The organism is Ramlibacter sp., assembly GCF_035627355.1.
Lineage (GTDB): Bacteria > Pseudomonadota > Gammaproteobacteria > Burkholderiales > Burkholderiaceae_C > Ramlibacter.
Window position 1 is genome coordinate 1 of sequence record NZ_DASPLW010000041.1, and the last position, 25,463, is coordinate 25,463.

Annotated in this window: 26 protein-coding genes and 1 tRNA gene; 3 read left to right on the forward strand and 24 right to left on the reverse strand. The window is 68.4% G+C overall.

Annotated features, from left to right (window positions below; all coding sequences use genetic code 11):
• The 20 genes from VEC03_RS10640 to uvrB all read right to left on the reverse strand — a co-directional run.
• Positions 1–347, reverse strand: a 347-nt coding sequence (locus tag VEC03_RS10640; RefSeq protein WP_324915052.1) for a CoA transferase, incomplete at its 3' end; no start/stop codon positions are given.
• Positions 344–1,495 (reverse strand): acyl-CoA dehydrogenase family protein, encoded by a 1,152-nt coding sequence (locus VEC03_RS10645; RefSeq protein WP_324915054.1) that lies wholly within the window; start codon positions 1,493–1,495, stop codon positions 344–346. The genes VEC03_RS10640 and VEC03_RS10645, both read right to left, overlap by 4 nt.
• Positions 1,496–1,518: 23 nt before the next feature.
• Positions 1,519–2,913, reverse strand: a complete 1,395-nt coding sequence (locus VEC03_RS10650) for an MmgE/PrpD family protein (protein WP_324915056.1) — start codon at positions 2,911–2,913, stop codon at positions 1,519–1,521.
• A 10-nt stretch (positions 2,914–2,923) separates the two neighbouring features.
• A complete protein-coding gene (locus VEC03_RS10655) occupies positions 2,924–4,201 on the reverse strand; it encodes a TRAP transporter large permease (protein ID WP_324915058.1) in 1,278 nt (425 codons plus the stop codon).
• Position 4,202: 1 nt separating this feature from the next.
• Positions 4,203–4,811 (reverse strand): TRAP transporter small permease, encoded by a 609-nt coding sequence (locus tag VEC03_RS10660; RefSeq protein WP_324915060.1) that lies wholly within the window; start codon positions 4,809–4,811, stop codon positions 4,203–4,205.
• Entirely contained in the window at positions 4,801–5,802 is a 1,002-nt protein-coding gene (gene dctP, locus VEC03_RS10665) for a TRAP transporter substrate-binding protein DctP (protein ID WP_324915062.1), read from the reverse strand. Before dctP ends, VEC03_RS10660 begins: the two co-directional genes overlap by 11 nt.
• A gap of 37 nt (positions 5,803–5,839) precedes the next feature.
• Positions 5,840–6,358 (reverse strand): MaoC family dehydratase, encoded by a 519-nt coding sequence (locus tag VEC03_RS10670; RefSeq protein ID WP_324915064.1) that lies wholly within the window; start codon positions 6,356–6,358, stop codon positions 5,840–5,842.
• Between the two features lie 104 nt (positions 6,359–6,462).
• The gene (locus VEC03_RS10675) at positions 6,463–7,578 is read right to left on the reverse strand and encodes an NAD(P)/FAD-dependent oxidoreductase (RefSeq protein WP_324915066.1); all 1,116 of its coding nucleotides are present in this window, start codon (positions 7,576–7,578) and stop codon (positions 6,463–6,465) included.
• Positions 7,579–7,769: 191 nt separating this feature from the next.
• Complete coding sequence (locus VEC03_RS10680; protein ID WP_324915102.1) at positions 7,770–8,597, reverse strand: DUF2182 domain-containing protein; 828 nt, start codon at positions 8,595–8,597, stop codon at positions 7,770–7,772.
• A gap of 2 nt (positions 8,598–8,599) precedes the next feature.
• Positions 8,600–9,232, reverse strand: coding sequence for a DUF1326 domain-containing protein (locus VEC03_RS10685; protein ID WP_324915068.1), 633 nt, complete (start codon positions 9,230–9,232; stop codon positions 8,600–8,602).
• 230 nt (positions 9,233–9,462) lie between these two features.
• Positions 9,463–9,537, reverse strand: a tRNA-Val gene (locus tag VEC03_RS10690).
• Positions 9,538–9,584: 47 nt separating this feature from the next.
• Positions 9,585–10,313, reverse strand: coding sequence for a DNA polymerase III subunit epsilon (gene dnaQ / locus VEC03_RS10695; protein WP_324915070.1), 729 nt, complete (start codon positions 10,311–10,313; stop codon positions 9,585–9,587).
• A 55-nt stretch (positions 10,314–10,368) separates the two neighbouring features.
• The gene (gene fdx / locus VEC03_RS10700) at positions 10,369–10,707 is read right to left on the reverse strand and encodes an ISC system 2Fe-2S type ferredoxin (RefSeq protein WP_324915072.1); all 339 of its coding nucleotides are present in this window, start codon (positions 10,705–10,707) and stop codon (positions 10,369–10,371) included.
• 2 nt (positions 10,708–10,709) lie between these two features.
• Positions 10,710–12,569 (reverse strand): Fe-S protein assembly chaperone HscA, encoded by a 1,860-nt coding sequence (gene hscA, locus VEC03_RS10705; protein WP_324915074.1) that lies wholly within the window; start codon positions 12,567–12,569, stop codon positions 10,710–10,712.
• 4 nt (positions 12,570–12,573) lie between these two features.
• Positions 12,574–13,092, reverse strand: coding sequence for a Fe-S protein assembly co-chaperone HscB (gene hscB / locus VEC03_RS10710; RefSeq protein WP_324915076.1), 519 nt, complete (start codon positions 13,090–13,092; stop codon positions 12,574–12,576).
• On the reverse strand, positions 13,089–13,412 hold the full coding sequence (gene iscA, locus VEC03_RS10715) for an iron-sulfur cluster assembly protein IscA (RefSeq protein WP_324915078.1): 324 nt from the start codon (positions 13,410–13,412) through the stop codon (positions 13,089–13,091). Before iscA ends, hscB begins: the two co-directional genes overlap by 4 nt.
• A 32-nt stretch (positions 13,413–13,444) precedes the next feature.
• On the reverse strand, positions 13,445–13,831 hold the full coding sequence (iscU, locus tag VEC03_RS10720) for a Fe-S cluster assembly scaffold IscU (protein ID WP_324915080.1): 387 nt from the start codon (positions 13,829–13,831) through the stop codon (positions 13,445–13,447).
• Between the two features lie 35 nt (positions 13,832–13,866).
• Complete coding sequence (locus VEC03_RS10725; RefSeq protein ID WP_324915082.1) at positions 13,867–15,093, reverse strand: IscS subfamily cysteine desulfurase; 1,227 nt, start codon at positions 15,091–15,093, stop codon at positions 13,867–13,869.
• Positions 15,094–15,148: 55 nt separating this feature from the next.
• The gene (iscR, locus tag VEC03_RS10730; RefSeq protein ID WP_324915084.1) at positions 15,149–15,682 is read right to left on the reverse strand and encodes a Fe-S cluster assembly transcriptional regulator IscR; all 534 of its coding nucleotides are present in this window, start codon (positions 15,680–15,682) and stop codon (positions 15,149–15,151) included.
• A gap of 177 nt (positions 15,683–15,859) precedes the next feature.
• Positions 15,860–17,965 (reverse strand): excinuclease ABC subunit UvrB, encoded by a 2,106-nt coding sequence (gene uvrB / locus VEC03_RS10735; protein ID WP_324915086.1) that lies wholly within the window; start codon positions 17,963–17,965, stop codon positions 15,860–15,862.
• 112 nt (positions 17,966–18,077) lie between these two features.
• On the opposite strand from uvrB, the gene VEC03_RS10740 reads away from it, so the two are divergent.
• The 3 genes from VEC03_RS10740 (at position 18,078) to rsxB (ending at position 21,628) form a co-directional block, all read left to right on the forward strand.
• A complete protein-coding gene (locus VEC03_RS10740) occupies positions 18,078–19,277 on the forward strand; it encodes an amino acid aminotransferase (protein WP_324915088.1) in 1,200 nt (399 codons plus the stop codon).
• Between the two features lie 354 nt (positions 19,278–19,631).
• Positions 19,632–20,975 carry a polyhydroxyalkanoate depolymerase gene (locus VEC03_RS10745; protein WP_324915090.1) on the forward strand — a complete coding sequence of 448 codons (1,344 nt, stop codon included), beginning with the start codon at positions 19,632–19,634 and terminating at the stop codon, positions 20,973–20,975.
• On the forward strand, positions 20,972–21,628 hold the full coding sequence (gene rsxB, locus VEC03_RS10750) for an electron transport complex subunit RsxB (protein WP_324915093.1): 657 nt from the start codon (positions 20,972–20,974) through the stop codon (positions 21,626–21,628). Before VEC03_RS10745 ends, rsxB begins: the two co-directional genes overlap by 4 nt.
• Before the next feature lie 8 nt (positions 21,629–21,636).
• On the opposite strand, the gene VEC03_RS10755 is transcribed toward rsxB, so the two are convergent.
• From VEC03_RS10755 to VEC03_RS10770, 4 genes are all read right to left on the reverse strand, one after another.
• Entirely contained in the window at positions 21,637–22,077 is a 441-nt protein-coding gene (locus tag VEC03_RS10755; protein ID WP_324915095.1) for a cyclic nucleotide-binding/CBS domain-containing protein, read from the reverse strand.
• 36 nt (positions 22,078–22,113) lie between these two features.
• The gene (locus VEC03_RS10760) at positions 22,114–23,169 is read right to left on the reverse strand and encodes a 2-oxoacid:ferredoxin oxidoreductase subunit beta (RefSeq protein WP_324915097.1); all 1,056 of its coding nucleotides are present in this window, start codon (positions 23,167–23,169) and stop codon (positions 22,114–22,116) included.
• Positions 23,166–25,019, reverse strand: a complete 1,854-nt coding sequence (locus VEC03_RS10765; RefSeq protein WP_324915099.1) for a 2-oxoacid:acceptor oxidoreductase subunit alpha — start codon at positions 25,017–25,019, stop codon at positions 23,166–23,168. The genes VEC03_RS10760 and VEC03_RS10765 overlap by 4 nt, the downstream gene beginning before the upstream one ends.
• Positions 25,016–25,463: 4Fe-4S dicluster domain-containing protein (locus VEC03_RS10770; protein WP_324915100.1), on the reverse strand; the 448-nt coding region annotated here is incomplete at its 5' end. The genes VEC03_RS10770 and VEC03_RS10765, both read right to left, overlap by 4 nt.

Sequence of the window (25,463 nt, forward strand, 5' to 3'; positions counted from 1 at the left end):
TCCTTCAGCGCGTCGTAGGTCAGCCCCAGCTTGGCGGGCAGGTCGCCGCGCAGGTTGTCAAACACCGCATCGGCCGTCTTCACCAGTGCATGGAAGATCGCCTTGCCGCTGGGCGCCTTCAGGTCCAGCGTCATGCTCTTCTTGTTGCGGTTGAACGACTGGTGGAAGTGGCTGTCGCCCGGGCCGAAGAAGTACGGGCCCACGGCACGGCCGACGTCGCCGCCGTCCTTCGGGTTCTCGATCTTGATCACCTCGGCACCGAGGTCGGACAGGTGCTGGGTGCCGAACGGGCCGGCCCCGTACTGTTCGACCGCGACGATGCGCAGGCCTTCGAGCGGCAGTTTCATGCGGGGTTCCGTTCCACCAGCTGCCTGGCGATGATGATGCGCTGCATCTCGTTGGTGCCCTCGCCGATCAGCAGCAGGGGCGCGTCGCGGTACAGGCGCTCCACATTGAACTCCTTCGAGTAGCCGTAGCCGCCGTGGATGCGCATGCACTCCAGCGCGTTCTCCATCGCGGACTCGGTGGCGAAGTACTTGGCCATGCCGGCTTCCATGTCGCAGCGCTCGCCGCGATCGAACTTCTCGGCGGCGCTCTGCACCAGCAGCGACGCGGCCTCGCAGCGGGTGGCCATCTCGCCCAGTTTGAGCTGGATCGCCTGGTGCTCGCAGATCGGCTTGCCGAAGGTCTTGCGCTGCTGCGAGTAGGCGACGGCCTCCTTCAGCGCGGCGCGTGCCACGCCGGCGCCGCGCGCGGCCACGTTGATGCGCCCCAGTTCCAGGCCGTTGAGCACGTGCTTCAAGCCCTGGCCTTCCACGCCGCCGATCAGGCGGTCGGCCGGCACGCGGTAGTTGTCGAACTGCAGCTCGCAGGTGTCGATGCCGCGGTAGCCGAGCTTCTCCAGCTTGCGGGTCACGTTGAAGCCCGGGCCCTTCTCGGCGATGAACAGGCTCATGCCCTTGTGGCGCGGCTGCGCCTGCGGGTCGGTCTTGACCAGCAGCGCGATCGTGTTGCCGTACATGGAGTTGGTGATCCAGGTCTTGGCCCCGTTGACCACGTAGTGGTCGCCGTCGCGCACCGCCGTCGTGCGGATGGACTGCAGGTCCGTGCCGGCGTCCGGCTCGGTCAGGCCCACCCCGCCGCGCAGCTCGCCGGTGGCGAACTTCGGCAGGTAGTAGCGCTTCTGCTCCTCGGTGCCGTTGCGCTGCACCGCCCAGGCCATGATCAGGTGCGAGTTGATGATGCCGGAGATCGACATCCACACGCCGGAGATGCGCTCGATGATCTTGGCGTAGGTGGAGGCCGACAGGCCCATGCCGCCGTACTCGGGGTCGATGATGCAGCCGAACAGGCCCATCTCCTTCATCTGCTCGACGATCTCGGCCGGGTAGATGTCCTCCTTCTCCAGCTGGTGCGCGTAGGGGCGCACCGCGGACTCCAGAAATTTGTCGACGGCATCCAGGATCAGCTGCTCGTCGTCGATGTCGTGCTTCATGTCTCTTGAACTCCTTGGATGTCTCAGCGAGCCAGCGCCTGGGCCAGGGCACGGGCGGACGGCGCGCGGTCCAGCGTCAGCACCGCCTCCAGCAGCTGCTGGGCGCGCGCCGGGCTGGCGGCCAGCGTGGCGTTGGCCATGAACTTCTTCTCGATGTCGGCCGCGGACAGCGGGCGGTCCGACGCGCCGCGATTGACTTCCTCGCGGTGGCGCAGCTCGCGGCCGTCGGTGGTGGTCACGACCACCTCGCCCGAGTAGTACTTCGGGAAGGGCGAATCCGGATCCACCTCGTACTTGACCTTGTGGGCGAGCGCGATCACTTCCGCGTCCTGCAGCGCCGCGTCCTCCAGGTGCTGCAGGCCGAAGTCGCCGCGCAGCAGGCCGGTGGCCACGGTGTAGGGGATGCTGAACTGGGCGTCGTAGCTGTTCTGCGGCCGCTGCTTGGTCGCCACCGGCTCGCACACGGTCTTCACCACTTCGGCCGGCACCAGCACGCGCACCGACTCGATGTCCGAAGCCTTCAGGCCGTGCTTGTCGCGCAGGATCGCGGCGGCGTCGGCGCTGGCGTGGGTGAAGTGGCAGGCGGGGATCGGCTTGACCGAGACCACCGGCACTTCCCACTTCGAGCCCAGGCCTTCAGTCGCGAGCGACAGGTCCGCCTGCTCCATCAGGGCGCCCAGGTGGCTGGGGAACAAGCCGAAGCGGCCTTCGTAGGCCTGGCGCGGACCGACGAAGCCGTGGCGCGCCATCGTCGCGGCGGTGTAGCCGGCGACCGCGGCCCAGCCGGGATGCATGCGCTTGGTCCACGCGCCGTCCTGCAGGAACTCGAGGCTGCCCGAACCCACGCTGAGCGCGATGCCCTGCGCATCCCGGAGCTGCTTCGCGTTCAGGCCCAGCAGGCGGCCGGCGACCAGCGAGCAGCCGAAGGCGCCGATGAGGCCGGTCGGGTGGAAGCCGACCTGGTGGAAGCCGCCCTTGGCGACGGCGCCCAGCCGGGTGGCCGCTTCCATGCCGGCCACGTAGGCCGCCAGCAGCGAGCGGCCGTCCAGGTCGGCGAGCGCGGCGACGCCGAGCGCGCTGGGGAAGCAGCTGGCCGTGGCGTGGATCACGCCGGGCGCATGCGTGTCGTCGAAGTCCAGGCCGTGCACCAGCAGGCCGTTGACCAGCATTGCGTCGCGTGCCTGCAGGCGGTGCGCCAGCCCGATCACTGGGGTGTCGCCGCCCGTGCCCGACATCTCGGTGACCGCCGACAGCGTGCGGTGCGCGAAATCGAAGTGCGTCGAAGCCCAGGCGATGCCGACCGCATCGAGGATCAGGTACTTGGCGCGCTCCAGGACATCCGTGGGGATGTCCTCGGCACGCAGTTCCGCCGCGAAGCGGCCGAGCCGGGCCGAGATGGTTTCGTTGGCTTGGTTCATGGCTGTGTCTTCAGGAAACGAGGGCCAGCGAGATGACTGGCACGTAGGTGATCAGGGCGAGGCCGACCAGGCGCACGAAGTAGAAGGGCAGCACGCCGCGAACGACCTCGTGCACGGGGAGCTTGGCGATGCCGCTCATCACGAACAGGTTCAGGCCCACCGGCGGCGTCAGCGTGGCGATCTCCACGTTGGCCACCATGATCACGGCGAAGTGGATCGGGTTGATGCCCAGCGCGGTGGCGATGGGGAACAGCAGCGGCGCGGTCAGCACGATCATCGCCACGCCGTCCAGGAACATGCCCAGCACCAGCAGGATCAGGTTGGCCACCAGCAGGAACTGCCAGGCGGACATGTCGATGCTCTTGATGAAGTCCACCACGGCGGCGGATACCCCCATGCGCGCCAGCACGAAGCCCACCAGGCTGCCGCCCATCACCACCGCGAAGATCATGGTGGACTGCAGGAGCGAGTCCTTCACCACCTGCCAGGTCTCGCCGGCGGTCACGCTGCGGTACACCAGCAGGCACAGCACGGCGGCATAGGCGGCGGCGAACGCGGACACCTCGGTGGGTGTGAGCATGCCGGTGTAGATGGAACCGATGATGAACACCGGCATCAGCACGGCGGCAGCGGCCTTGGGCAGCCGGCCGGTGAAGCCGGCCCAGTCCGGCCGCGCCGTGGTCTTGCCGTAGCCGTAGCGGTGCGACAGCCACTTGACGGCCACCAGCAGCATGAAGCCTTCCATCAGGCCCGGCAGCACGCCGGCGATGAACAGCTTGTCCACGGGCAGGCCCACGATGGAGCCGATCAGGATGAAGCCCAGCGAGGGCGGGATCATCAGGCCGATCGTGCCGCCCACGGCCACCAGGCCGGCGGAGAAGCGAGCCGGGTATTCCTCGGCCTTCAGGCCCTTGACGGTGGCGGCGCCGATGGCCGCGGCCGAGCCGACACTGGAGCCGGAAATGGCGGCGAAGAAGACGCAGGTGATCATCACCGTCAGCGCCAGCCCGCCGCGCACCGCCCGCACCAGGCTGCCGATCAGGTCGATCATCAGGCCGGCGATGTTGCCCTTCATCATCAGGTTGCCGGCCAGCACGAACATCGGGATGGCCATCAGCGGGTAGCTGTTGACCGACTTGAAGGCGGTCTGCGCGATCACCGTCATGGGCACGCCGTCCAGCGCCAGCACCATGCCGGTGGTCACCACGCCCATGGCCACGGCCACGTGCGAGCCGATGGCCAGCAGGCCGAGCATCGCCACCACGGCCAGCAAAGGCATCATTGCCATGTCAGAGCTCCGAGCCGGTCACGCCGGCGCTGGTGAACGGGTCTTCACCCTTGAACCAGGAAACGAGGCAGCGCAGGTAGTAGCCGAACCACAGGGCAGCGCCCAAAGGCATCGCGCAGAACACGACCCACTGCGGGATGTCGAGGTTGGACTCGGACATCATCCCCATCGTGTAGTAGCGAATCAGCTGGGGGAACGAGGCGCCGAACAGCACGGCCGCGAACACGAGGCCGACGAGCACGGCACCGAAGTGCATCGCACGGCGCACGCGCGGACTCATGGTGTCCACCAGCATCTCGGTGCGGATGTGCAGGCCGTGGCGGCCGGCGGCGCCGAGCGTCAGGAAGAACGCCCAGATCATCAGGAAGCGCACTGCCTCCTCGGCCCAGAAGAAGCTGATGTCGCGGGTCGAACGGTTGATGCCCTCCGAGAGCATCACCCCGGTCGACGCGAGGAACAGCAGGCTGGCGACCGCCAGCACGGGACCGGATTCGAACCGGTCCCACAGCGAGCGCCGGGGCGGCTGCGAAGCCGCGGCGCCGGGCCGCGGCCCGGCGGCAGCCGGCGGATCAGCTGGCCTGGCGGTGGCCGGCATGGCTTCAGTTCGCATTGCAGGTCTTGGCCAGGTCCGCCATCTTCCTGGCGGCGTCGGCGTACTTGTCGGTGAAGGTCTTGGTCACCGGGGCCGCCTGCGCGCGCCAGCGGGCGATCTCGGCCTTGTCCGCGGTGCGGTACACGGCGCCCTGCGCGGTCATCTTGGCGATCATCTTCTTGTCTTCCTCGATCGCCTCATTCCACTGGCGCTTGGCGATCTCGGCAACCACGTCGGTGACGGCCTTGCGGTGCGGCTCGGCCAGGCCGTCCAGCCAGCCCTTGTCGACCACCACGGCGTAGGTGGCGACGGACATGCCCGGCACGTACCACGCGTGCTTCGCGGTCATGCCGATCATCTCCGCCCAGCCGGCCGGCGAGGTGAAGACGCCGTCGATCGCGCCCTGCGACAGCGCGGTGCTCATCTCGGAAGCGGCCATGGACACCGGACTGGTGCCGATCGAGCGCATCACGTCGAGGAAGACCTTGCCGCCGGTGACACGCACCTTGCTGCCCTTGACGTCCTCCATCTTCTTCACGTCACGGTCGCGGAACACGAACATCAGGTCGCTGGTGCGCAGGAAGCCCAGCACCTTCAGGTTGCGCGGCTCCACGTACGAGGACATGAGCTTCGTGATGCCGTTGTTGAAGCACTGGTTCTGCATCTGGTCGTCCGACACGGCGAACGGCAGGTTCATCACGCCGGTGCGCGGGTCCACGGTTTCCAGGCGCACGGCCACGGGCCAGACCATGTGGACCGAGCCGGTGCCGAGCGCAGCCATGGCGTCCTGGTCGTTGTAGAGCTGGCCGCCGGGGAAGACCTTGACGCTGATGGCGCCGCCGGTGCGCTTCTTCACCTCCTCGGCGAACTCGTTCATGTACCGGGTCTTCCAGTGCGTGGCAGCCACTTCGCTGGGCAGCACCAGGTCGGCGGCCGAAGCGGCGCCGGCCATGCAGGTCAGGGCCGCGGCAGCGATGGCGGCCAGGGCGCGTCGGGTGGTCTTGATCATGGTTGTCTCCAGTCGGTCTCGGGTGGTTGGAAAGACTTCAGGCGGCGTCCTGCACGCTGTGGCCCCGCTTGGGGATCAGCACGCTGCGGACGAAGGTCATGAACACCGTGCCGTCGGCCTTCTTGCCGGTGGTGCGCACGGTCACGATGCCCTGGGTGGGGCGGGACTTGGATTCGCGCACCTCGAGCACCTGCGACTCCGCGTAGACGGTGTCGCCGGGATGCACCGGCGCGGTCAGCTTGATGTCAGTCCAGCCCAGGTTGGCGATCGCCTTGCCGCTCACGTCGCCGACCGTCATGCCCAGCACGATGGCCAGCGTCAGCCCGCTGTTGACCAGGGGCTTGCCGAACTCGCTCTTGGTGGCGAAGTGGGAATCGCAGTGCATCGGATGGAAGTTCATCGTCAGCAGCGAGAACTGGATGTTGTCCGTCTCGGTGATCGTGCGGCCGGGGAAGTGCTCGTACACGTCGCCGACCTTGAATTCCTCGAGGTAGCGGCCGATCGAGCCGCGATGGCGTTCACCGGAAATGGGGGTTGCGGGGGCGGAAAGCGTCATCCATTCACTCCAGATATTCGAATGTCCGGACAAATGATCGCCGAAGCTGCCTCCAGCCGTCTCTACGGGTTTTCCCTATAAGTTGATTCTGGGCGTTTGCGGGGTCAGCCGCCCAGCAAGGCAGCCACGTGCTCGCCGATCGCGATCGAGCTGGTCAGCCCCGGCGATTCGATCCCGAACAGGTTCACCAGTCCCGGCAGGCCATGCAGGGCCGGGCCGTCAATGCGGAAATCCGGGGCCTTCTCGTGGGGCCCGTGGATCTTGGGGCGCACGCCGCTGTAGCTCGGCTGCAGGCTGCCGTCGGGCAGCGCTGGCCAGTAGCGCCGCACCTCCGCGTAGAACCCGTCCGCGCGCGCCGGATCCACGCGCCAGTCGATCTCGCCGGGCGTGCGGATGTCCAGCCACTCGATGTCGGGGCCGAACTTGGCCTGGCCGCCCAGGTCCAGGGTCAGGTGGGTGCCGAGGTGGGCGTCGGCGGGGGCCGGATAGATCAGGTGGGTGAACGGCGCCCGGCCCGACAGCGAGTAGTAGTTGCCCTTGGCGAACCATTCGCGCGGCACGAACTGCGGGTCCAGGCCGTCGAAGCGGCGCGCCAGCGCACAGGCGTGCAGCGAGGCCGCGTTGACGAGGACCGGGGTCTCCAGCTCGGTGCCGTCGGCCATGCGGACGACGTGCAGGCCGCCTCGGCGCTCGAGCCGCGCCGAATCGACCGGTGAGCCGAGCGCCACCATGCCGCCTGCGCGCTCGAGGTCGCCCTGCAGCGCCAGCATGAAGCCGTGGCTGTCGACGATGCCGGTGCTGGGCGAATGCAGGGCGACGAGGCAGCGCAGCGCCGGCTCCAGCGACAGGGCCTGGGCGCCGTCGAGCCACTCCACGGGGACACCGTTGGCTTCGGCCCGGTCCTGCAGGCCGCGCAAGGCCTGCTCTTCCGCCGGGCTGTTGGCGACCGTGAGCTTGCCGCAGCGCCGGTGGGCGACGCCGTGGCTGGCGCAGAAGTCGTACAGCAGTTCCTTGCCCCGCACGCACAGCCTGGCCTTCAGCGAGCCCGGTGCGTAGTACAAGCCGGCGTGGATCACCTCGCTGTTGCGGGAACTGACGCCCTGCCCTATGGCCGGCTCGGCCTCCGCCACGATGGTTTCGCGTCCGGCCTGGGCCAGGGCCCGAGCGACCGCCAGGCCGACCACGCCGGCACCGATGACGAGGGCGTCGACCCGGTCCATCACGCGGGCGTTCGAGGAATGGACGCCGCCTCAGTCGACGGTGCACACGGGACGTGGATCGCGGCGACGGAGCTGGGTCGAACGGGCGATGTCATCGGCGCTGATTGTGGCAGCGCTGGACGCCGCTTGAGGCCTTGGCGCCGCAACATCGCGCCCACGCAACTCGTCGGCAGTCGCGTGCGGGAAGTCGCTCAGACCGCTGCGACGAGCGTCGCGATGCCCCAGGCCACCAGGCCCGCACCGGCCGCACGGCCTATCCACGAGCCCCACGGGGCCAGCTTCTCGGCCAGCACGAACAGCGCCAGCCCGGCAATCCACAGCAGGTTCATGATGCCGCCCGCGAACAGCAGCAGCATCAGCACCGCACAGCAGCCCACGCAGTAAAGGCCATGCCGCACGCCCATGGCGAACGCACCACGCGAGCCTTCGCGCCAGTGGGTGAGTACGAATTCCAGCGGCGATCGGCAGCGGCGCAGGCAGGACTGCTTCAGGGGCGTCCACTGGTAGAGCCCGGCTCCGACGAACAGGGCCCCCGCCAGCGCGACACTCGTCGTCTCCATCATGGGCGACAGCAGGGCCGCCCGTTCCAGCGCGAACTGCAGCGCCACCGCGCCAACGCTGAAGACCGCCCAGGTCGCCAGGTACCCTGCGGAGAACACCCAAGGGGAGCCGCTGGGCCCGCCGGCGGCCCGGCGCCGGCGCGCGATGGTGGTGAACAGCAGGATCATGGGCGCCGCCGAGGGCAGCATCATGGCGGCCATCATCACCATCCACATGGCCAGCATCACGAGAGCATGGCCCGGTGTCCAGGGACCGGAACTCATGGGCATCAGCATGCCGCCCATGTCTTCCATGGTGCCCGCGCCGGACCACAGGTAGGCCCAGGACGCCAGCACGATGAGCAACAGGGCCGAAACGACCGCGGCCCGCTCGCGCCGAAGCGCCTTCTCCAGGAGAACCTCAGGAGCGGACTCGTGCGGACCTTGCGCGGCCAGGTCCGGAGCCGAGGCGGAGCGCACGCTCAAGCGGCGACGCCTTGCGGCGTCTGCACGACCTTGGCCAGGGTGCTGTGGCCGCCCTGTGTCTTGAACGGGATGGCGCCGGTGCTGCTGATGTTGGAACTGGCCACCTCGCCCATGCGGTGTTCGAAGCCCTCGGGCATCAGGACCTGGATGCGGTGCGGCGCGCCGGTCACGGGATTCTTGATCGGCTCCACGTCCGATTCGAGCACGCCGGGGATGCTCAAGCGAGCCGTGCGTCCGGCCTGGTCGAACTCGAACCGGACCGGGGCGAACACCGGATCGTGCATCTTGGTGACGATCTGGCTGAAGATGTGGAACAGCGTGCCTTCGTCCGACTGCTGCCCCGACATGATGCTGAACAGGGCCTGGCGCTGCTCGGGGCTGGCGCGCTCCTCGATGATGGGCTGCGCCTGGCCGTTGCCCTCGTGCAGCGGGCCGGGGAAGTGGACCACCACGAAGAAGCTCAGCCCGTCCAGCGAGGTCTGCCCGTAGTGGCCCTTGGCGATGCGCATGCCCAGGAAGCCTTCGCACTTGCCGTTGGTCGGCTTGGCGTTGAAATCGCAAGGGCAGCCGAATGCGCAGCTGCAGTTCTTGATCCAGTCACCCTCGAGGCGCCACTGTTCCGATGCCATGCCAGTCTCCTTTGCACGATGCCGAACGGGTCCCGCCTTCTTGCGGCAGGCGAATCTGGCGGGTGTAGGCCATGGGCAGCGTGCTTTCAAGCAAGCAGTGGTAATCGTGTGTGCGGGGCTGGGCAGGAAGGCTCTTCGGCAATGCCGGGGCCGAGTGGACAGGGGATCAGCGGCGCCCGGAAAGGCCACTAACGAAAACGGCACCCGAAGGTGCCGTGGTCGTGAATTCATGGTGGGTGATACATGGATCGAACATGTGACCCCTGCCGTGTGAAGGCAGTGCTCTACCGCTGAGCTAATCACCCTCTTCTCGCCAGCGGACCGCGTGTGTCCACTGCCGGAAAGCGCAGGATTATGCCACAGTTGAAGAGGCGTCCTCGCGCGCCTGGGTGCGCCACAGCGTCTTGCCGCCGCTGGCCTTGTCCAGCTGGGCCAGGACTTCCTCGTGGGCGGCGGCTTCCTGTTCGTTGGCCCGCAGCACGGGCAGCGTGAAGGCACGCAGGTCGACGCGGGTCTGGATCGCAGCGAAGGTGTCTTCCGGCCCGGCGTCGATCAGCAGGACTTCCTGGCCGCAGGTGAGATTGATGTAGACGTCGGCCAGCAGTTCGGCGTCCAGCAGTGCGCCGTGCAGGGTGCGGCCGGAGTTGTCCACGCCCAGGCGGTCGCACAGCGCATCCAGGCTGTTGCGCTTGCCCGGGTACATCTCCTTGGCCATGGCCAGCGTGTCGATCACGCCGTCGATGTGCGAGCGGAAGGCCGGCCGGCCGGCCAGCTCCAGTTCCTTGTCCAGGAAGCCGAGGTCGAACCCGGCGTTGTGGATGATGATCTCGGCGCCCTGCACATACTCCAGCAGTTCGTCGACGATCTGCGGGAAGCGCGGCTTGTCGCGCAGGAACTCGCTGGTGATGCCGTGGACCTTGAGCGCGTCCTCGTGGCTGTCGCGATCGGGGTTCAGGTACCAGTGCTTGTTGCGACCGGTGAGCTTGCGCGCCACCAGTTCCACGCAGCCGATCTCGATGATGCGGTCGCCGGTTTCGGCGGACAGGCCGGTGGTTTCGGTGTCGAGAACGATCTGGCGCATGGGGGAATTATGGCTCGGCCATTGCAGGCGGCCGGCCGATTTCCCCGTGGAACCCTCAGTGGTTCTCTTTCGCGTGGTTGATCGAGTACTTCGGGATCTCGACCACCAGGTCCTGCTGCGCCACGATGGCCTGGCAGGACAGTCGCGAGTTCGGCTCCAGACCCCAGGCGCGATCGAGCATGTCTTCCTCGTTCTCGTCCATCTCGCCCAGCGAGTTGAAGCCCTCGCGAACGATGACGTGGCAGGTGGTGCAGGCGCAGCTCATGTCGCAGGCGTGCTCGATCCGGATGCCGTTGTCCAGCAAGGCCTCGCAGATCGACGTGCCCGGCGGCACGTCCACCTGCGCGCCTTCGGGGCAGTACTCCGGGTGCGGCAGGATGCGGATGGCGGTCATGCCTACAGGCTCTCCACGTTGCGGCCGGCCAGCGCCTGCCGGATGCTCTGGTCCATGCGCCGGACGGCGAAGGCTTCGGTTCCCTTGGCCAGCGACTCGGTGGCCGCCGCGATGGCCGCGGCCTGGTCGCTGTGGGCGGCCCTGGACCGCAGTTCGTCCATCAGCTTGTCGATCGCGGCACGCTCGCCCGGTTGCAGCAGGGCGCCGTCGGCCTCGAGCGCGCTGGAGGTGACCAGCAGCAGGCGATCCGCGTCGATCCGGGCCTCGGCCAGCGCCCTCGCCTGCATGTCCTGCTGCGCGGTCGAGAAGCTTTCCTGCAGCATGGCGGCGATCTGCTCGTCCGTCAGGCCGTACGAGGGCTTGACGTCGATCGTCGCCTCCACTCCGCTGGCCTGCTCGCGCGCGCTCACGCTCAGCAGGCCGTCGGCATCGACGGTGAAGGTGACGCGGATGCGCGCGGCGCCGGCGGCCATCGGCGGGATGCCGCGCAGTTCGAAGCGGGCCAGGCTGCGGCAGTCCTGCACCAGGTCGCGCTCGCCCTGCACCACGTGCAGCGCCATCGCGGTCTGGCCGTCCTTGAAGGTGGTGAAGTCCTGGGCCTTGGCGGTGGGGATGGTTTCGTTGCGCGGCACGATGCGCTCGACCAGCCCGCCCATGGTCTCTATGCCCAGCGACAGCGGGATCACGTCCAGCAGCAGCAGGTCGCCGGCGGCGTCGTTGCCGGCCAGCTGGTTGGCCTGCACGGCGGCGCCCAGCGCCACGACCTGGTCCGGGTCCAGGTCGACCAGCGGCTCGCGGCCGAAGAAGCCGGCCACCGCGCTGCGCACCTGCGGCATGCGGGTCGAGCCGCCCACCAACACCACGCCCTTCACGTCCTCGCGCGCGAGCTTCGCGTCGCGCAGCGCCTTGCGCACGGCCGACAGGGTGCGCTGGGTCAGGTGTGCGGTCACGCGGTCGAAGTCGGCCCGCGTCACGACTACTCGCGCTTCCCCGCCGGACAGCGGCAGCACGGCCTCGGCCTGCTCCTCGTCCGTCAGGCGCTCCTTGGCCGCCCGCGCAGCCATGGTCACGAGGGCCTTGTCCGAAGGCGACGGCGCCTGCACGCCGGCGGTGGCCAGCAGGTGCGCCGCCAGCGCGCGGTCGTAGTCGTCGCCGCCCAGCGCGGAGTCGCCGCCGGTGGCGACGACCTCGAACACGCCGCGGGCCAGCCGCAGGATGGAGATGTCGAAGGTGCCGCCGCCCAGGTCGTAGATCGCGTAGAGGCCCTCGCTGCCGTGGTCCAGGCCATAGGCGATGGCCGCGGCGGTGGGCTCGTTGATCAGGCGCAGCACCTTCAGCCCGGCGAGTTGGGCGGCGTCCTTGGTGGCTTGGCGCTGCGCCTCGTCGAAGTAGGCCGGCACGGTGATCACCGCGCCGCACAGCTCGTCGTCGAAGCTGTCCTCGGCGCGCTGGCGCAGCGTGGCCAGGATTTCGGCGCTGATGGCCACTGGCGACTTCTCGCCGGCCCGGGTGCGCAGTGCCAGCATGCCGGGCTGGTCGACGAAGTCGTAGGGCAGCCGCTCGCGGTCGACGATGTCGGCCAGGCCGCGGCCCATGAAGCGCTTGGCGGATGCGACGGTGTTCTGCGGATCGGTGCCCTGCGCCTGCCGCGCGTCGTGGCCGACCTGGCGGCCGCCGTTGTCCAGGTAGCGCACCACCGAGGGCAGCAGCACCCTGCCCTGCTCGTCCGGCAGGCATTCCGGCACGCCGTGGCGCATGGCCGCCACCAGCGAATGGGTGGTGCCCAGGTCGATGCCGACGGCGATGCGGCGCCGGTGCGGGTCGGGCGACTGGCCCGGCTCGGAGATCTGGAGAAGCGCCATCCGGCTATTGTCCCAGCTGGTCGAAGCGCTTCTCGACCTCGCTGGCGAAACGCTCGAGGAACATCAGCGCGCGGACCTGCTGCGCAGCCGCCACGGCATCGCCCTCGTGGTCGAGCAGGCGCTCGACCTCGGCCAGCACGCCGGAGCGGGTGCGCTCCAGGCGATCGTTCAGGGCGTCCAGTTCGGCCACCGAGGCGGCTTCCTCCAGCGCCTCGCGCCACTCGATCTGCTCGTGCAGGAACCGGGCCGGCATGGCCGTGTTGCGCTCGGCGTCGATGGGGGCGCCGCGCAACTCGCACAGGTAGGCGGCGCGGCGCAGCGGGTCCTTCAGGCGGTGATGGGCTTCGTTGATTCGCACCGACCACTGCATGGCCACGCGCTGGGCCGCAGCGCCCTGTGCGGCGAAGCGATCGGGATGGACTTCGCGCTGCAATTCCTTCCAGCGCGCATCGATAGCGGCGCGGTCCTGCGCGAACCGCTCCGGCACGTCGAACAGCGTGAAGTCGGTGTCCTGGAGATTCACACCCGGAACGATTCGCCGCAACCGCAGCGGTCGCGCTCGTTCGGGTTGTTGAAGCGAAAGCCCTCGTTCAGGCCCTCGCGCACGAAGTCGAGCTCGGTGCCGTCCATGTAGGCCAGGCTCTTGGGATCCACCATGAGCTTCACGCCGTGCTGCTCGAACACCACGTCCTCCGGCGCCGCCTCGTCGACGTATTCGAGCTGGTAGGCCAGGCCGGAGCAGCCGGTGGTCTTCACGCCCAGCCTCACGCCCAGGCCCTTGCCGCGCTTGTCCAGGTAACGCTGCACGTGCCGCGCAGCCGCTTCGGTCAGTGTCACAGTCATGGTCTTGCTCGTGTTTGGCGCGCCCGATCGGCTCAGTGCGCGTGCTTCTTGCGGTAGTCCTCGACCGCGGCCTTGATCGCGTCCTCGGCCAGGATCGAGCAGTGGATCTTCACCGGCGGCAGCGCCAGTTCCTCGGCGATCTGGCTGTTCTTCAGCGCCGCCGCCTGGTCCAGCGTCTTGCCCTTGACCCATTCGGTCACCAGCGAGCTGGACGCAATGGCCGAACCACAGCCATAGGTCTTGAAGCGGGCGTCCTCGATCACGCCGGTGGACTCGTTGACCTTGATCTGCAGCTTCATCACGTCGCCGCAGGCGGGCGCGCCGACCATGCCGGTGCCCACCGAGTGGTCGCCCTTGTCGAAGGAGCCCACGTTGCGTGGGTTCTCGTAGTGGTCGACGACCTTGTCCGAATAAGCCATTGCCGTTCCTCTCTTCTCTTCGATTTATGGATTGCTCAGTGGGCGGCCCACTGGATGGTGCTGAGGTCGACGCCGTCCTGGTACATCTCCCAGAGCGGGCTCAACTCGCGCAGCCGGGCGACGTTCTTGCGGATGGTGTCCACCGCGTAGTCGATCTCTTCCTCGGTCGTGAAGCGGCCGATGGTCATGCGCAGGCTGCTGTGCGCCAGCTCGTCGCTGCGACCCAGGGCGCGCAGCACGTAGCTGGGCTCCAGCGAGGCCGAGGTGCAGGCGGAGCCCGACGACACCGCCAGCCCCTTGATGCCCATCATCAGCGACTCGCCCTCGACGAAGTTGAAGCTCATGTTCAGGTTCTGCGGCACCCGCCGGCCCGGCTCCAGGCTGCCGTTGATGAACACCTGCTCGATGTCCTTCAGGCCGTCGAGCATGCGCTGGTGCAGCGCGACGGCCTTGGCGTTGTCCTGCGCCATCTCTTCCTTCGCGATGCGGAAGGCCTCGCCCATGCCCACGATCTGGTGGGTGGGCAGCGTGCCCGAGCGCAGGCCGCGCTCGTGGCCGCCGCCGTGCATCTGGGCCTCCAGCCGCACGCGCGGCTTGCGCCGCACGTAGAGCGCGCCAATGCCCTTGGGGCCGTAGGTCTTGTGCGAGGCCAGGCTCATCAGGTCCACCGGCAGGGCCTGCACGTCGATCTCGACCTTGCCGGTCGCCTGGGCGGCATCGATGTGGAAGACGATGCCCTTCTCGCGGCAGATGGCGCCGATCGCCGGGATGTCCTGGATCACGCCGATCTCGTTGTTGACCAGCATGACGCTGGCCAGGATGGTGTCGGGCCGCAGCGCGGCCTTGAACGCCTCCAGGTCCAGCAGGCCGTCCTCCTGCACGTCGAGGTAGGTCACCTCGAAGCCCTGGCGCTCCAGCTCGCGCATGGGATCCAGCACCGCCTTGTGCTCGGTCTTCACCGTCACCAGGTGCTTGCCGCGCGACTTGTAGAACTGCGCGGCACCCTTGAGGGCCAGGTTGTCCGATTCGGTCGCGCCGGAAGTCCAGACGATCTCGCGCGGGTCGGCGCCGATCAGCGCGGCCACCTGTTCGCGGGCCTTCTCCACGGCCGCTTCCGCCTCCCAGCCCCAGGCATGGCTGCGCGAGGCCGGATTGCCGAAGTGCTCGCGCAGCCAGGGAATCATGGCGTCGACCACGCGCGGGTCGACCGGCGTGGTGGCGCCGTAGTCCATGTAGATCGGAAGATGCGGGGTCATGTCCATCTGAAATCGTCGTGCCCGCGAACGCGGGTCGCAGGCGTTTCTACCTCAATCGGCCTTACTTGGCCGGCGACATGCTGCCCAGCGCGAAAACCGAGTTCGGCGCGTTCACGCGGATCGGCTTGACGACCGGGGCGCTGGAGATCGCGCGCTTGACGGCCGGCTTGTCCTCGATCTGGATGCCCTTGGCGAGCTGCTCGTCAACCAGCTTCTGGAGGTTGACGGAGTCCAGGAACTCCACCATGCGCTGGTTCAGCTGCGCCCACAGCTCGTGCGTCATGCAGCGCGTGCCGTCGTTGCAGTTCTCCTTGCCGCCGCACTGGGTCGCATCGATGGGTTCGTCCACGGACACGATGATGTCGGCCACGGTGATGTCGGACGCCTTGCGGCCCAGCGTGTAGCCGCCGCCCGGCCCGCGGGTGGACTCCACCAGTTCGTGCCGGCGCAGCTTGCCGAACAGCTGCTCCAGGTAGGACAGCGAGATCTGCTGGCGCTGGCTGATCGCCGCCAGCGTGACGGGGCCGTTGTTCTGGCGCAGGGCCAGGTCGATCATGGCGGTGACCGCGAAGCGGCCCTTGGTGGTGAGACGCATGGAAAACCTCCTTGGTGCGTGTCCTGTGAGGCGCCGTCACCCGGCGCAGGTCAGCCGGTGCCGGAGGGCGCCGGTCGCTCATTTCCGAGCGTTTCCGTCAAGTATACCCTAAAACCCGATATCCCGCTCGGATTTAAGGGCGGACCCCTCACAGTTCAAGGCCAGCGGCCGCGACCCTCAAGCCGGCCGGCCGCCTTGCAGCGGCACGACGTTGTCGTCGTGTCCGCCAGCCCCGAAGGCCTGCTGCTTGAGCAGCGCCAGCTGGTCGCGCACCCGCGCCGCCTTCTCGAACTCCAGGTTGCGCGCGTGCTCCAGCATCTGCTTTTCCAGCCGCTTGATCTCCCGCGCCATGTCCTTCTCCGACAGGTCCTCGGCCAGCGCGCGCTGCAGTTCCTGCCGTTCCTGCTCCTTGGCGGCCTTCTCGCTGTAGACGCCGTCGATCAGGTCGCGCACCTGCTTGCGGATGCTGCGCGGCGTGATGCCGTTCGCCTCGTTGAAGGCCATCTGCTTGACGCGCCGGCGCTCGGTCTCGCCGATCGCCTTCTTCATCGACTCGGTCATCGTGTCGGCGTACAGGATGGCCTTGCCGTGCAGGTTGCGGGCCGCGCGGCCGATGGTCTGGATCAGGGAGCGCTCGGCGCGCAGGAAGCCCTCCTTGTCGGCGTCGAGGATGGCCACCAGCGACACCTCGGGGATGTCCAGCCCCTCGCGCAGCAGGTTGATGCCCACCAGCACGTCGAAGGCGCCCAGCCGCAGGTCGCGCAGGATCTCCACCCGCTCCACGGTGTCGATGTCGCTGTGCATGTAGCGCACCTTGACGCCGTTGTCGGCGAGGTAGTCGGTCAGCTGCTCGGCCATGCGCTTGGTCAGCGTGGTGATCAGCACGCGCTCGTGCTTCTCCGAGCGGATGCGGATCTCCTGCAGCACGTCGTCGACCTGGTGGGTGGCGGGGCGCACCTCCACCTCGGGGTCGACCAGTCCCGTGGGCCGCACCAGCTGCTCGACCACGTTGCCGGCGTGCGTCTTCTCGTAGTCGGCCGGGGTGGCCGAGACAAAGATCACCTGGCGCATGCGGGCCTCGAATTCCTCGAACTTCAGCGGCCGATTGTCCAGCGCCGAGGGCAACCGGAAGCCGTACTCAACGAGCGTGGTCTTGCGCTGGCGGTCGCCGTTGTACATGGCGCCCAGCTGGCCGATCATCTGGTGGCTCTCGTCCAGGAACATCAGCGCGTCCTTGGGCAGGTAGTCGGTCAGCGTGGACGGCGGCGCGCCCGGCGGCGACCCGGACAGGTGCCGGGTGTAGTTCTCGATCCCCTTGCAGTGGCCGACCTCGCTGAGCATCTCCAGGTCGAAGCGGGTGCGCTGCTCCAGCCGCTGTGCCTCCACCAGCTTGCCCATGTCCACCAGCTCGCGCAGGCGCTGCTCCAGCTCGATCTTGATCGACTCCACCGCCGAGACCACCTTCTCGCGCGGCGTGACGTAGTGGCTGGACGGGTAGATGGTGAAGCGCGGCACCTTCTGGCGGATGCGGCCGGTGAGCGGGTCGAACAGCTGCAGCGACTCGATCTCGTCGTCGAACAGCTCCAGCCGCACGGCCAGCTCGCTGTGCTCGGCCGGGAACACGTCGATGGTGTCGCCGCGCACCCGGAAGGTACCGCGCGCGAAGTCCTGCTCGTTGCGCGTGTACTGCATGCGGATCAGCCGTCCGATCACGTCGCGCTGGCCGATCTTGTCGCCCACCCGCATGATGAAACGCATCTGCGTGTAGTCCTCGGGCGTGCCGATGCCGTAGATCGCGCTCACGGTGGCCACGATCACCGTGTCGCGCCGCTCCAGCACGCTCTTGGTGGCCGACAGGCGCATCTGCTCGATGTGCTCGTTGATCGAGCTGTCCTTCTCGATGAACAGGTCGCGCTGCGGGACGTAGGCCTCGGGCTGGTAGTAGTCGTAGTAGCTGACGAAGTACTCCACCGCGTTCTTCGGGAAGAACTCGCGGAACTCCGAATACAGCTGCGCGGCCAGGGTCTTGTTCGGCGCGAACACGATGGCCGGGCGCCCCAGGCGGGCGATCACGTTGGCCATGGTGAAGGTCTTGCCCGAACCGGTGACGCCCAGCAGGGTCTGGAACACCTCGCCGTCGCGCACGCCTTCCACCAGCTTCTCGATCGCCTGCGGCTGGTCGCCGGCCGGCGGGTAGGGCTGGAACAGCTCGAACGGGGAATCAGGAAAGCGAATGAACTCGCCGTTTTGCTGCTGGGACGGGGCGGCGATGGCTTCTGGCATGGGATCCTGCTGGGATGGCGCGCGGGCGGGCGCATAAAATCGCGGGCAGCCTGGCAGCGTAACGCAAGCCCAGGTGCCGCGCCCTCTTCCCACCCCTCAAGGATCCCTCCGCATGTCGTTGTTCCAGTCCGTCGAAATGGCCCCGCGCGACCCCATCCTGGGTCTCAACGAGCAGTTCAACGCCGATTCCAACCCGAACAAGGTCAACCTCGGGGTCGGGGTGTACTACGACGACGGCGGCAAGCTCCCCCTGCTGCAATGCGTGCAGCAGGCCGAGCGGCAGATGATGGAGGCGCCCAAGGCGCGCGGCTACCTGCCCATAGACGGCATCGCCGCGTACGACTCGGCCGTCAAGAACCTCGTATTTGGGGCCGACAGCGAGCCGGTCAAGAGCAACCGCGTCGCCACCGTGCAGGCGCTGGGCGGCACCGGCGGGCTGAAGATCGGCGCCGACTTCCTGCGCAAGGTGAACCCCGACGCCAAGGTCCTGATCAGCGACCCGAGCTGGGAGAACCACCGCGCGCTGTTCAGCCAGGCCGGCTTCACGGTCGAGGCCTACCCCTACTACAACGCGGCGCAGCGCGGCATCGACTTCGAGGGCATGCTGGCCGCGCTGAACGCGGCCAAGCCCGGCACGGTGGTCGTGCTGCACGCCTGCTGCCACAACCCCACCGGCTACGACATCACGCCGGCGCAGTGGGACCAGGTGATCGCCGCGACCCAGGCGCGCGGGCTGGTGCCCTTCCTGGACATGGCCTACCAGGGCTTCGGCCAGGGCATCGCCGAGGACGGCGCCGTGATCGGCAAGTTCGTCGCCTCCGGCCAGGACTTCTTCGTCTCCACCTCGTTCTCCAAGAGCTTCAGCCTGTACGGCGAGCGGGTCGGCGCCCTGTCGGTGCTGTGCCACGACAAGGACGAGGCGGCGCGGGTGCTGAGCCAGCTCAAGATCATGATCCGCACCAACTACAGCAACCCGCCCACGCACGGCGCCACCGTCGTGGCCACCGTGCTAAACACGCCGGAACTGCGTGCGCTGTGGGAGAAGGAACTCGGCGAGATGCGCCAGCGCATCAAGCAGATGCGGGTGGCGCTGGTCGAGAAGCTCAAGGCGGCCGGCGTCGAGCAGGACATGGGCTTCATCGCCCGCCAGGTCGGCATGTTCAGCTACTCCGGCCTGTCCAAGGACCAGATGGTCCGCCTGCGCAACGAGTTCGGCGTCTACGGCACCGACACCGGCCGCATGTGCGTGGCGGCACTCAACAGCCGCAACATCGACTACGTCTGCCAGTCGATCGCCCGCGTGATCGCCTGACGGGCGCCTGCGTCCGGCTCGACAGCGCGCCTGGGTGATGCCCGCGATGCGGGTATTCACGCCCGGCACCGCGCCCATCCTCGTGAATCATCAGGCCCGCGGACGGTGACGGCCCGCGTGGGCGCATTGGCATTCGCGGGGGCATGGCAACCCCTCCGATAGCCCCTCCGCCGTCGCGGATCGTGACGGTTGTTCTACAGGGGAACGGCCCCAAGTCCGTCACATCGTGCGCTGCACAAGCGTCAAATTGTGCGGAAGTGGACAGCCGTGTCCGAGGCAGCGCCTAAGGTTTTCACGGATGAGCGCGCCGCTGGCTCGGCTGTTATATTGCATTGCACAAATCCGGGGGTCCGAATGCTTTACCAGATCTACGAAGCGCAACGCGCGGTCATGGAACCCTTCGCCGATTTCGCCCAGGCGGCGGCCAGGCTCTACAGCGACCCGCTCACCCCATTCGGCCAATCGCCGCTGGCCCAACGCGTGTCCGCGAGCTACGAACTGGTGCACCGGCTCTGGAAGGACTACGAAAAGCCGGAGTTCGGCATCCGCACGGTGCCGGTGGACGGCGTGGACGTGGTGGTCCACGAAGCGATCGAGATCGACAAGCCGTTCTGCGAGCTGCGCCGCTTCAAGCGCTTCTCCGACGACCCCGCCACCCTGGCGAAGATGAAGGCCCAGCCGACGGTGCTGGTGGTGGCGCCGCTGTCGGGCCACTACGCGACCCTGCTGCGCGACACGGTGCGCAGCCTGCTGGCCGACCACAAGGTCTACATCACCGACTGGAAGAACGCGCGCATGGTGCCGCTCGACCAGGGCGTGTTCCACCTGGACGACTACGTCGCCTACATCCAGGAATTCATCCGCTACGTGCAGGGCACCTACGGCAACTGCCACGTGATGAGCGTCTGCCAGCCGACCGTGCCCGTGCTCGCTGCCGTCTCGCTGATGGCCTCGCGCGGCGAGGTGACGCCGCTGACCATGACCATGATGGGCGGCCCCATCGACGCCCGCAAGTCGCCCACCGCGGTGAACAACCTGGCGATGAACAAGAGCTACGAGTGGTTCGAGAACAACGTGATCCACCGCGTGCCGCCGAACTTCCCGGGCGCCGGGCGCCGGGTCTACCCGGGCTTCCTGCAGCACACCGGCTTCGTGGCCATGAACCCGGACCGGCACCTGCTGAGCCACTACGACTTCTTCAAGCACCTGGTCGCCGGCGACGACGCCAGCGCCGAGGCCCACCGCAAGTTCTACGACGAGTACAACGCGGTGCTCGACATGGACGCCGCCTACTACCTGGACACCATCCGCACCGTGTTCCAGGAGTACGCGCTGGTCAACGGCACCTGGGACGTGATCAGCGAAGAGGGCGAACTGGAACGCGTCCGCCCGGAGGACATCACCACCACCGCCCTCCTGACCATAGAGGGCGAGCTGGACGACATCTCGGGCGCTGGCCAGACCGCCGCCGCGCACGACCTGTGCATCAACGTGCCCAAGTCGCGCCAGAAGCACATCGAGGTGAAGGGCGCCGGCCACTACGGCATCTTCTCGGGGCGCCGCTGGCGCGAGATCGCCTACCCGCAGGTGCGCGAGTTCATCGCCCGCTTCAACGAAGGGCCGGTGGTGCCGAACGCGAAACGCAGTGCGCCGGCCAAGGCGGCGGCGCGCCGCACGGCGGCTGAACCAGCGGCATGAACGAACTGGCTGCGCGGCTGCACGCCGCGCTGCCGCAGACGCAGTGCACGCGCTGCGGCTACCCCGATTGCGAGGCCTACGCCCGCGCCATGGCGGCCGGCGAGGCCGGCATCAACCACTGCCCGCCGGGCGGCGCCGAAGGCATTGCGCGCCTGGCCGCGATCACCGGACAAGCGCCCTTGCCGCTCGATCCCGCCAACGGGGTCGAGGGACCGCGGACGGTGGCCGTGATCGACGAGGCCTGGTGCATCGGCTGCACGCTGTGCGTGAAGGTGTGCCCGACCGACGCCATCCTCGGCCTGAACAAGCGCATGCACACGGTGGTGGAGCCGTACTGCACCGGCTGCGAGCTGTGCATCCCGGCCTGCCCGGTGGACTGCATCTCGCTCGAGAACGTCACCGGCGAGCGCACCGGCTGGCAGGCCTGGAGCGCCGGGCAGGCCGAGGAGGCGCTGGACCGCTACGAGTGGCGCAAGCAGCGCCTGCAGCGCGAGGCGGTGGAGCACCAGCAGCGGTTGGAGCGCAAGGCCGAGGCCAAGCTGGCCGACCTGCCGGCGCACACCCACGGCGCGGAAGGCGCGGAGGCCGACCGCAAGCGGGCCATCATCGAGGCGGCGCTGGCACGGGCCCGGGCCCGGCGGCAGCAGGGCTGAGCCCGGCCTCAGCCTCCGCCGGCGTCGTTCACCTGTTCGTTGAACTCCGCGATCCCCATCGCGGTGCCGATCTCGCGCGGCAGGGCGTCGCGGGCGGCGAACACGCCCATGACGCGCTTGCCGCTCACCACCGGCAGGTGCCGGAACCCGCGCTCCAGCATGATGACCACGGCCTCGGAGACCGGCATCTCGGGCGGCACGCAGATCGGCTTGGCGGTCATCACGTCCCGCGCGGGGGTGCGCGCGGGGTCCAGCGCGCGGGCCAGCACGCGGGTGGTGAGGTCGCGCTCGGTGACGATGCCCAGCAGCACGTCGGGCGGCTCCATCACCAGCACGCTGCTGCTGCCGGTGCGCGTCATGGCACAGGCCGCCTCGTAGACGCTGGCCGTGGGCCCGACCCGCACCACGTGCCGGTCGGGCATGGACTGGAAGACGGTGCGCTCGCCCATGGTGCGCCTCCTGGTGGTGTGCGCCGTGCGGCCGCCCTACCTCAGCGCGGCATTGAGCTTGTCCAGCGCCGCGGCGCCCGGGCACAGCTGCGCCTCGGACAGCGCGTTGAGCGGCTGCGCGCTGGTGTTCAGTGCCGTGTGCAGGTCGGTCGCCAGCGGATCGACGTACAGCAGGCCCGTGGCGATCTCGCCGCGGGCCTGGTACTCCTGCATGCAGGCCATCGCCTTGCGGCGGTCGGTCGGGTCGTAGCCAGCGTGCAGGCTGCGCAGCCGCAGCAGCGAGCCGTCGTGCTGGCGCACATCCACCGCCTCGCCCGGCTCCGGCTCGCCCGCGGATTGCGTTTCGAGCGAGATGAAGTCGATGCGGCTCACCGCCTCGTTGTGCTCGCGCACCCAGTCGTAGCTCTTGGTGCTGCCCGGGTGGTTGTTGAACGCCACGCAGGGGCTGACCACGTCGATGAAGGCGGCGCCGCCGTGCTGGATGGCGCCCTTGATCAGCGGCACCAGCTGCGCCTTGTTGCCCGAGAAGCCGCGCGCCACGTAGGTGGCGCCCAGCTGCAGCGCCATGCCCACCAGGTCGACCGGGCTGTCGCTGTTGACCACGCCCTTCTTGCTCTTGGATCCCTGGTCGGCGGTGGCGGAGAACTGGCCCTTGGTCAGCCCGTAGACGCCGTTGTTCTCCACGATGTAGGCCATGCGCACGCCGCGGCGCATGGCATGGGCGAACTGGCCCAGCCCGATGGAGGCCGAGTCGCCGTCGCCGGACACGCCCAGGTACAGCAGGTCGCGGTTGGCCAGGTTGGCCCCGGTCAGCACGCTGGGCATGCGGCCGTGCACGGTGTTGAAGCCGTGCGAGGCGCCCAGGAAGTAGTCGGGCGTCTTGGAACTGCAGCCTATGCCCGACAGCTTGGCGACCCGGTGCGGCTCGATGTCCAGCTCCCAGCACGCCTGCACGATGGCGGCGGAGATCGAGTCGTGGCCGCAGCCGGCGCACAGCGTGGAGATCTTGCCTTCGTAGTCGCGCCGGGTGTAGCCGACCCGGTTCTTCTCCAGCGTCGGATGGTGCAGCGGCGGCTTGGCGAGGTAGGTCATTTCAGCAGCTCCTGCGCAGGCGCGCGCGGCCGGGCCTTGGGCGCCATCGCCTCGACCTGCTTGAGGATGGCGGCAGTGATGAAGCGGGCGGTGATGGGCGTGCCGTCGAAGTGCAGCACCTTCACCAGCCGGGCCGGATCGACTTCCAGCTCGTTGACCAGCAGGGTGCGCATCTGCGCGTCGCGGTTCTGCTCGACCACGAACACCTTGTCGTGCGCAGCGATGAACTGCGCCACGCTGTCCGGGAACGGGAAGGCTCTCAGGCGCATGGCGTCCAGGTGGATGCCCTCCTCCTCCAGCGCCACCAGCGCCTCGGCCATGGCCGGGCTGGTGGAGCCGAAGTACAGCACGCCCAGTCGGGTGGCCTGCGACGCGATCCGCAGCAGCGGCTGCGGCACCAGCGTCGCGGCGGTCCTGAACTTGCGCAGCAGCCGCTCCACGTTGTAGATGTAGTCGGGGCCTCGCTCGGAGTAGCGCGCGTACGGGTCGCGCGTGGTGCCGCGCGTGAAGTAGCTGCCCTTGGTGGGGTGCGTGCCCGGCAGCGTGCGCCAGGGAATGCCGTCGCCGTCCACGTCCTTGTAGCGGCCGAAGTCCTTGCCGGCCTCCAGGTCCTCGGCGCTCATCACCTTGCCGCGGTCGTAGCGGCGCCCTTCCTCCCAGGCGAAGGGCTTGCACAGGCGCTGGTTCATGCCGATGTCCAGGTCGGTCATCACGAACACCGGCGTCTGCAGCCGGTCGGCCAGGTCCAGCGCCGCCGCGGCGTGCTCGAAGCACTCGTGCGGGTCTTCCGGGAACAGCAGCACGTGCCTGGTGTCCCCGTGCGACGCATAGGCGCAGGCCAGCAGGTCGGCCTGCTGGGTGCGCGTGGGCATGCCGGTGGACGGGCCGCCGCGCTGCACGTTGATGATGGTGGCCGGGATCTCGGCGAAGTAGGCCAGGCCGATGAACTCGGTCATCAGCGACACGCCCGGGCCCGAGGTCGCGGTGAAGGCGCGCGCGCCGTTCCAGCCCGCGCCCACCACCATGCCGATGGAGGCGATCTCGTCCTCGGCCTGCACGATGGCGAAGCGGTTCTGGCCCGTGGTCGGGTCGACCCGGTACTTCGCGCAGTACTTCTGGAAAGCCTCGGCCACCGAGGACGAAGGCGTGATCGGATACCAGGCGGCGACGGTGGCGCCGCCATAGACGCAACCCAGCGCCGCCGCGCTGTTGCCGTCGATGAAGATGCCGTTGCCGACCTTGTCGGACCGGCGCACCCGGATGCCCAGCGGCCACTCCAGGTGCTCGCGCGCGAAGTCGCGCCCCAGGTGCAGCGCCTGCACGTTGGAGGCCAGCAGCTTCTCCTTGCCGCGGTACTGCTCGCCGAACAGCTTCTCGATCACCTGCGGATCGATCTCCAGCAGCACCGAGAGCGCACCGACGTAGACGATGTTCTTGAACAGCTGGCGCTGGCGCGGGTCGCTGTAGACGGCGTTGCAGATCTCCGTCAGCGGCATGCCGATGACGTGGACGTCGGGCCGGAACTTCGCCGGCGGCAGCGGTCGCGTGCTGTCGTGGAACAGGTAGCCGCCGGGCTCGATCTCGGCCACGTCCGCATCCCAGGTCTGCGGGTTCATGGCAACCATCATGTCCACGCCGCCGCGCCGGCCCAGCCAGCCGGCCTCGGTCACGCGCACCTCGTACCAGGTGGGCAGGCCCTGGATGTTGCTGGGGAAGATGTTGCGCGGGCTGACCGGCACGCCCATGCGCAGGATGGCCTTGGCGAACAGCTCGTTGGCGGACGCCGAGCCGGAGCCGTTGACATTGGCGAACTTGACGACGAAGTCGTTGACGGCCTCGATGGGCTTCATGCGGCGACCCTCTCCTTCGTGGTGCCGCGCGCCCGGGGCCCGGCCTGCGTGGTGTTGAGCAGGAACTTCTGCATGTCCCAGGCACCGGTGGGGCAGCGCTCGGCGCACAGGCCGCAATGCAGGCAGACGTCCTCGTCCTTCACCATGACCCGGCCGGTCTTCAGCCCGTCGCCGATATAGAGGTCCTGCGTCGGGTTCATCGCCGGGGCCGTGAGCTGCATGCGCAGCTCCTTCTCCTCGGCGTTGACGGTGAAGGTGATGCAGTCCATCGGGCAGATGTCGACGCAGGCGTCGCACTCGATGCAGAGCTTCCCATCGAACACGGTCTGCACGTCGCAGTTGAGGCAGCGCTGCGCCTCCTTGAAGGCGGTGGCCGCATCGAAGCCGAGTTCCACCTCCACCTTGATGCTGGCCAGCGCCATCTCGGCCTTGGCCCACGGCACC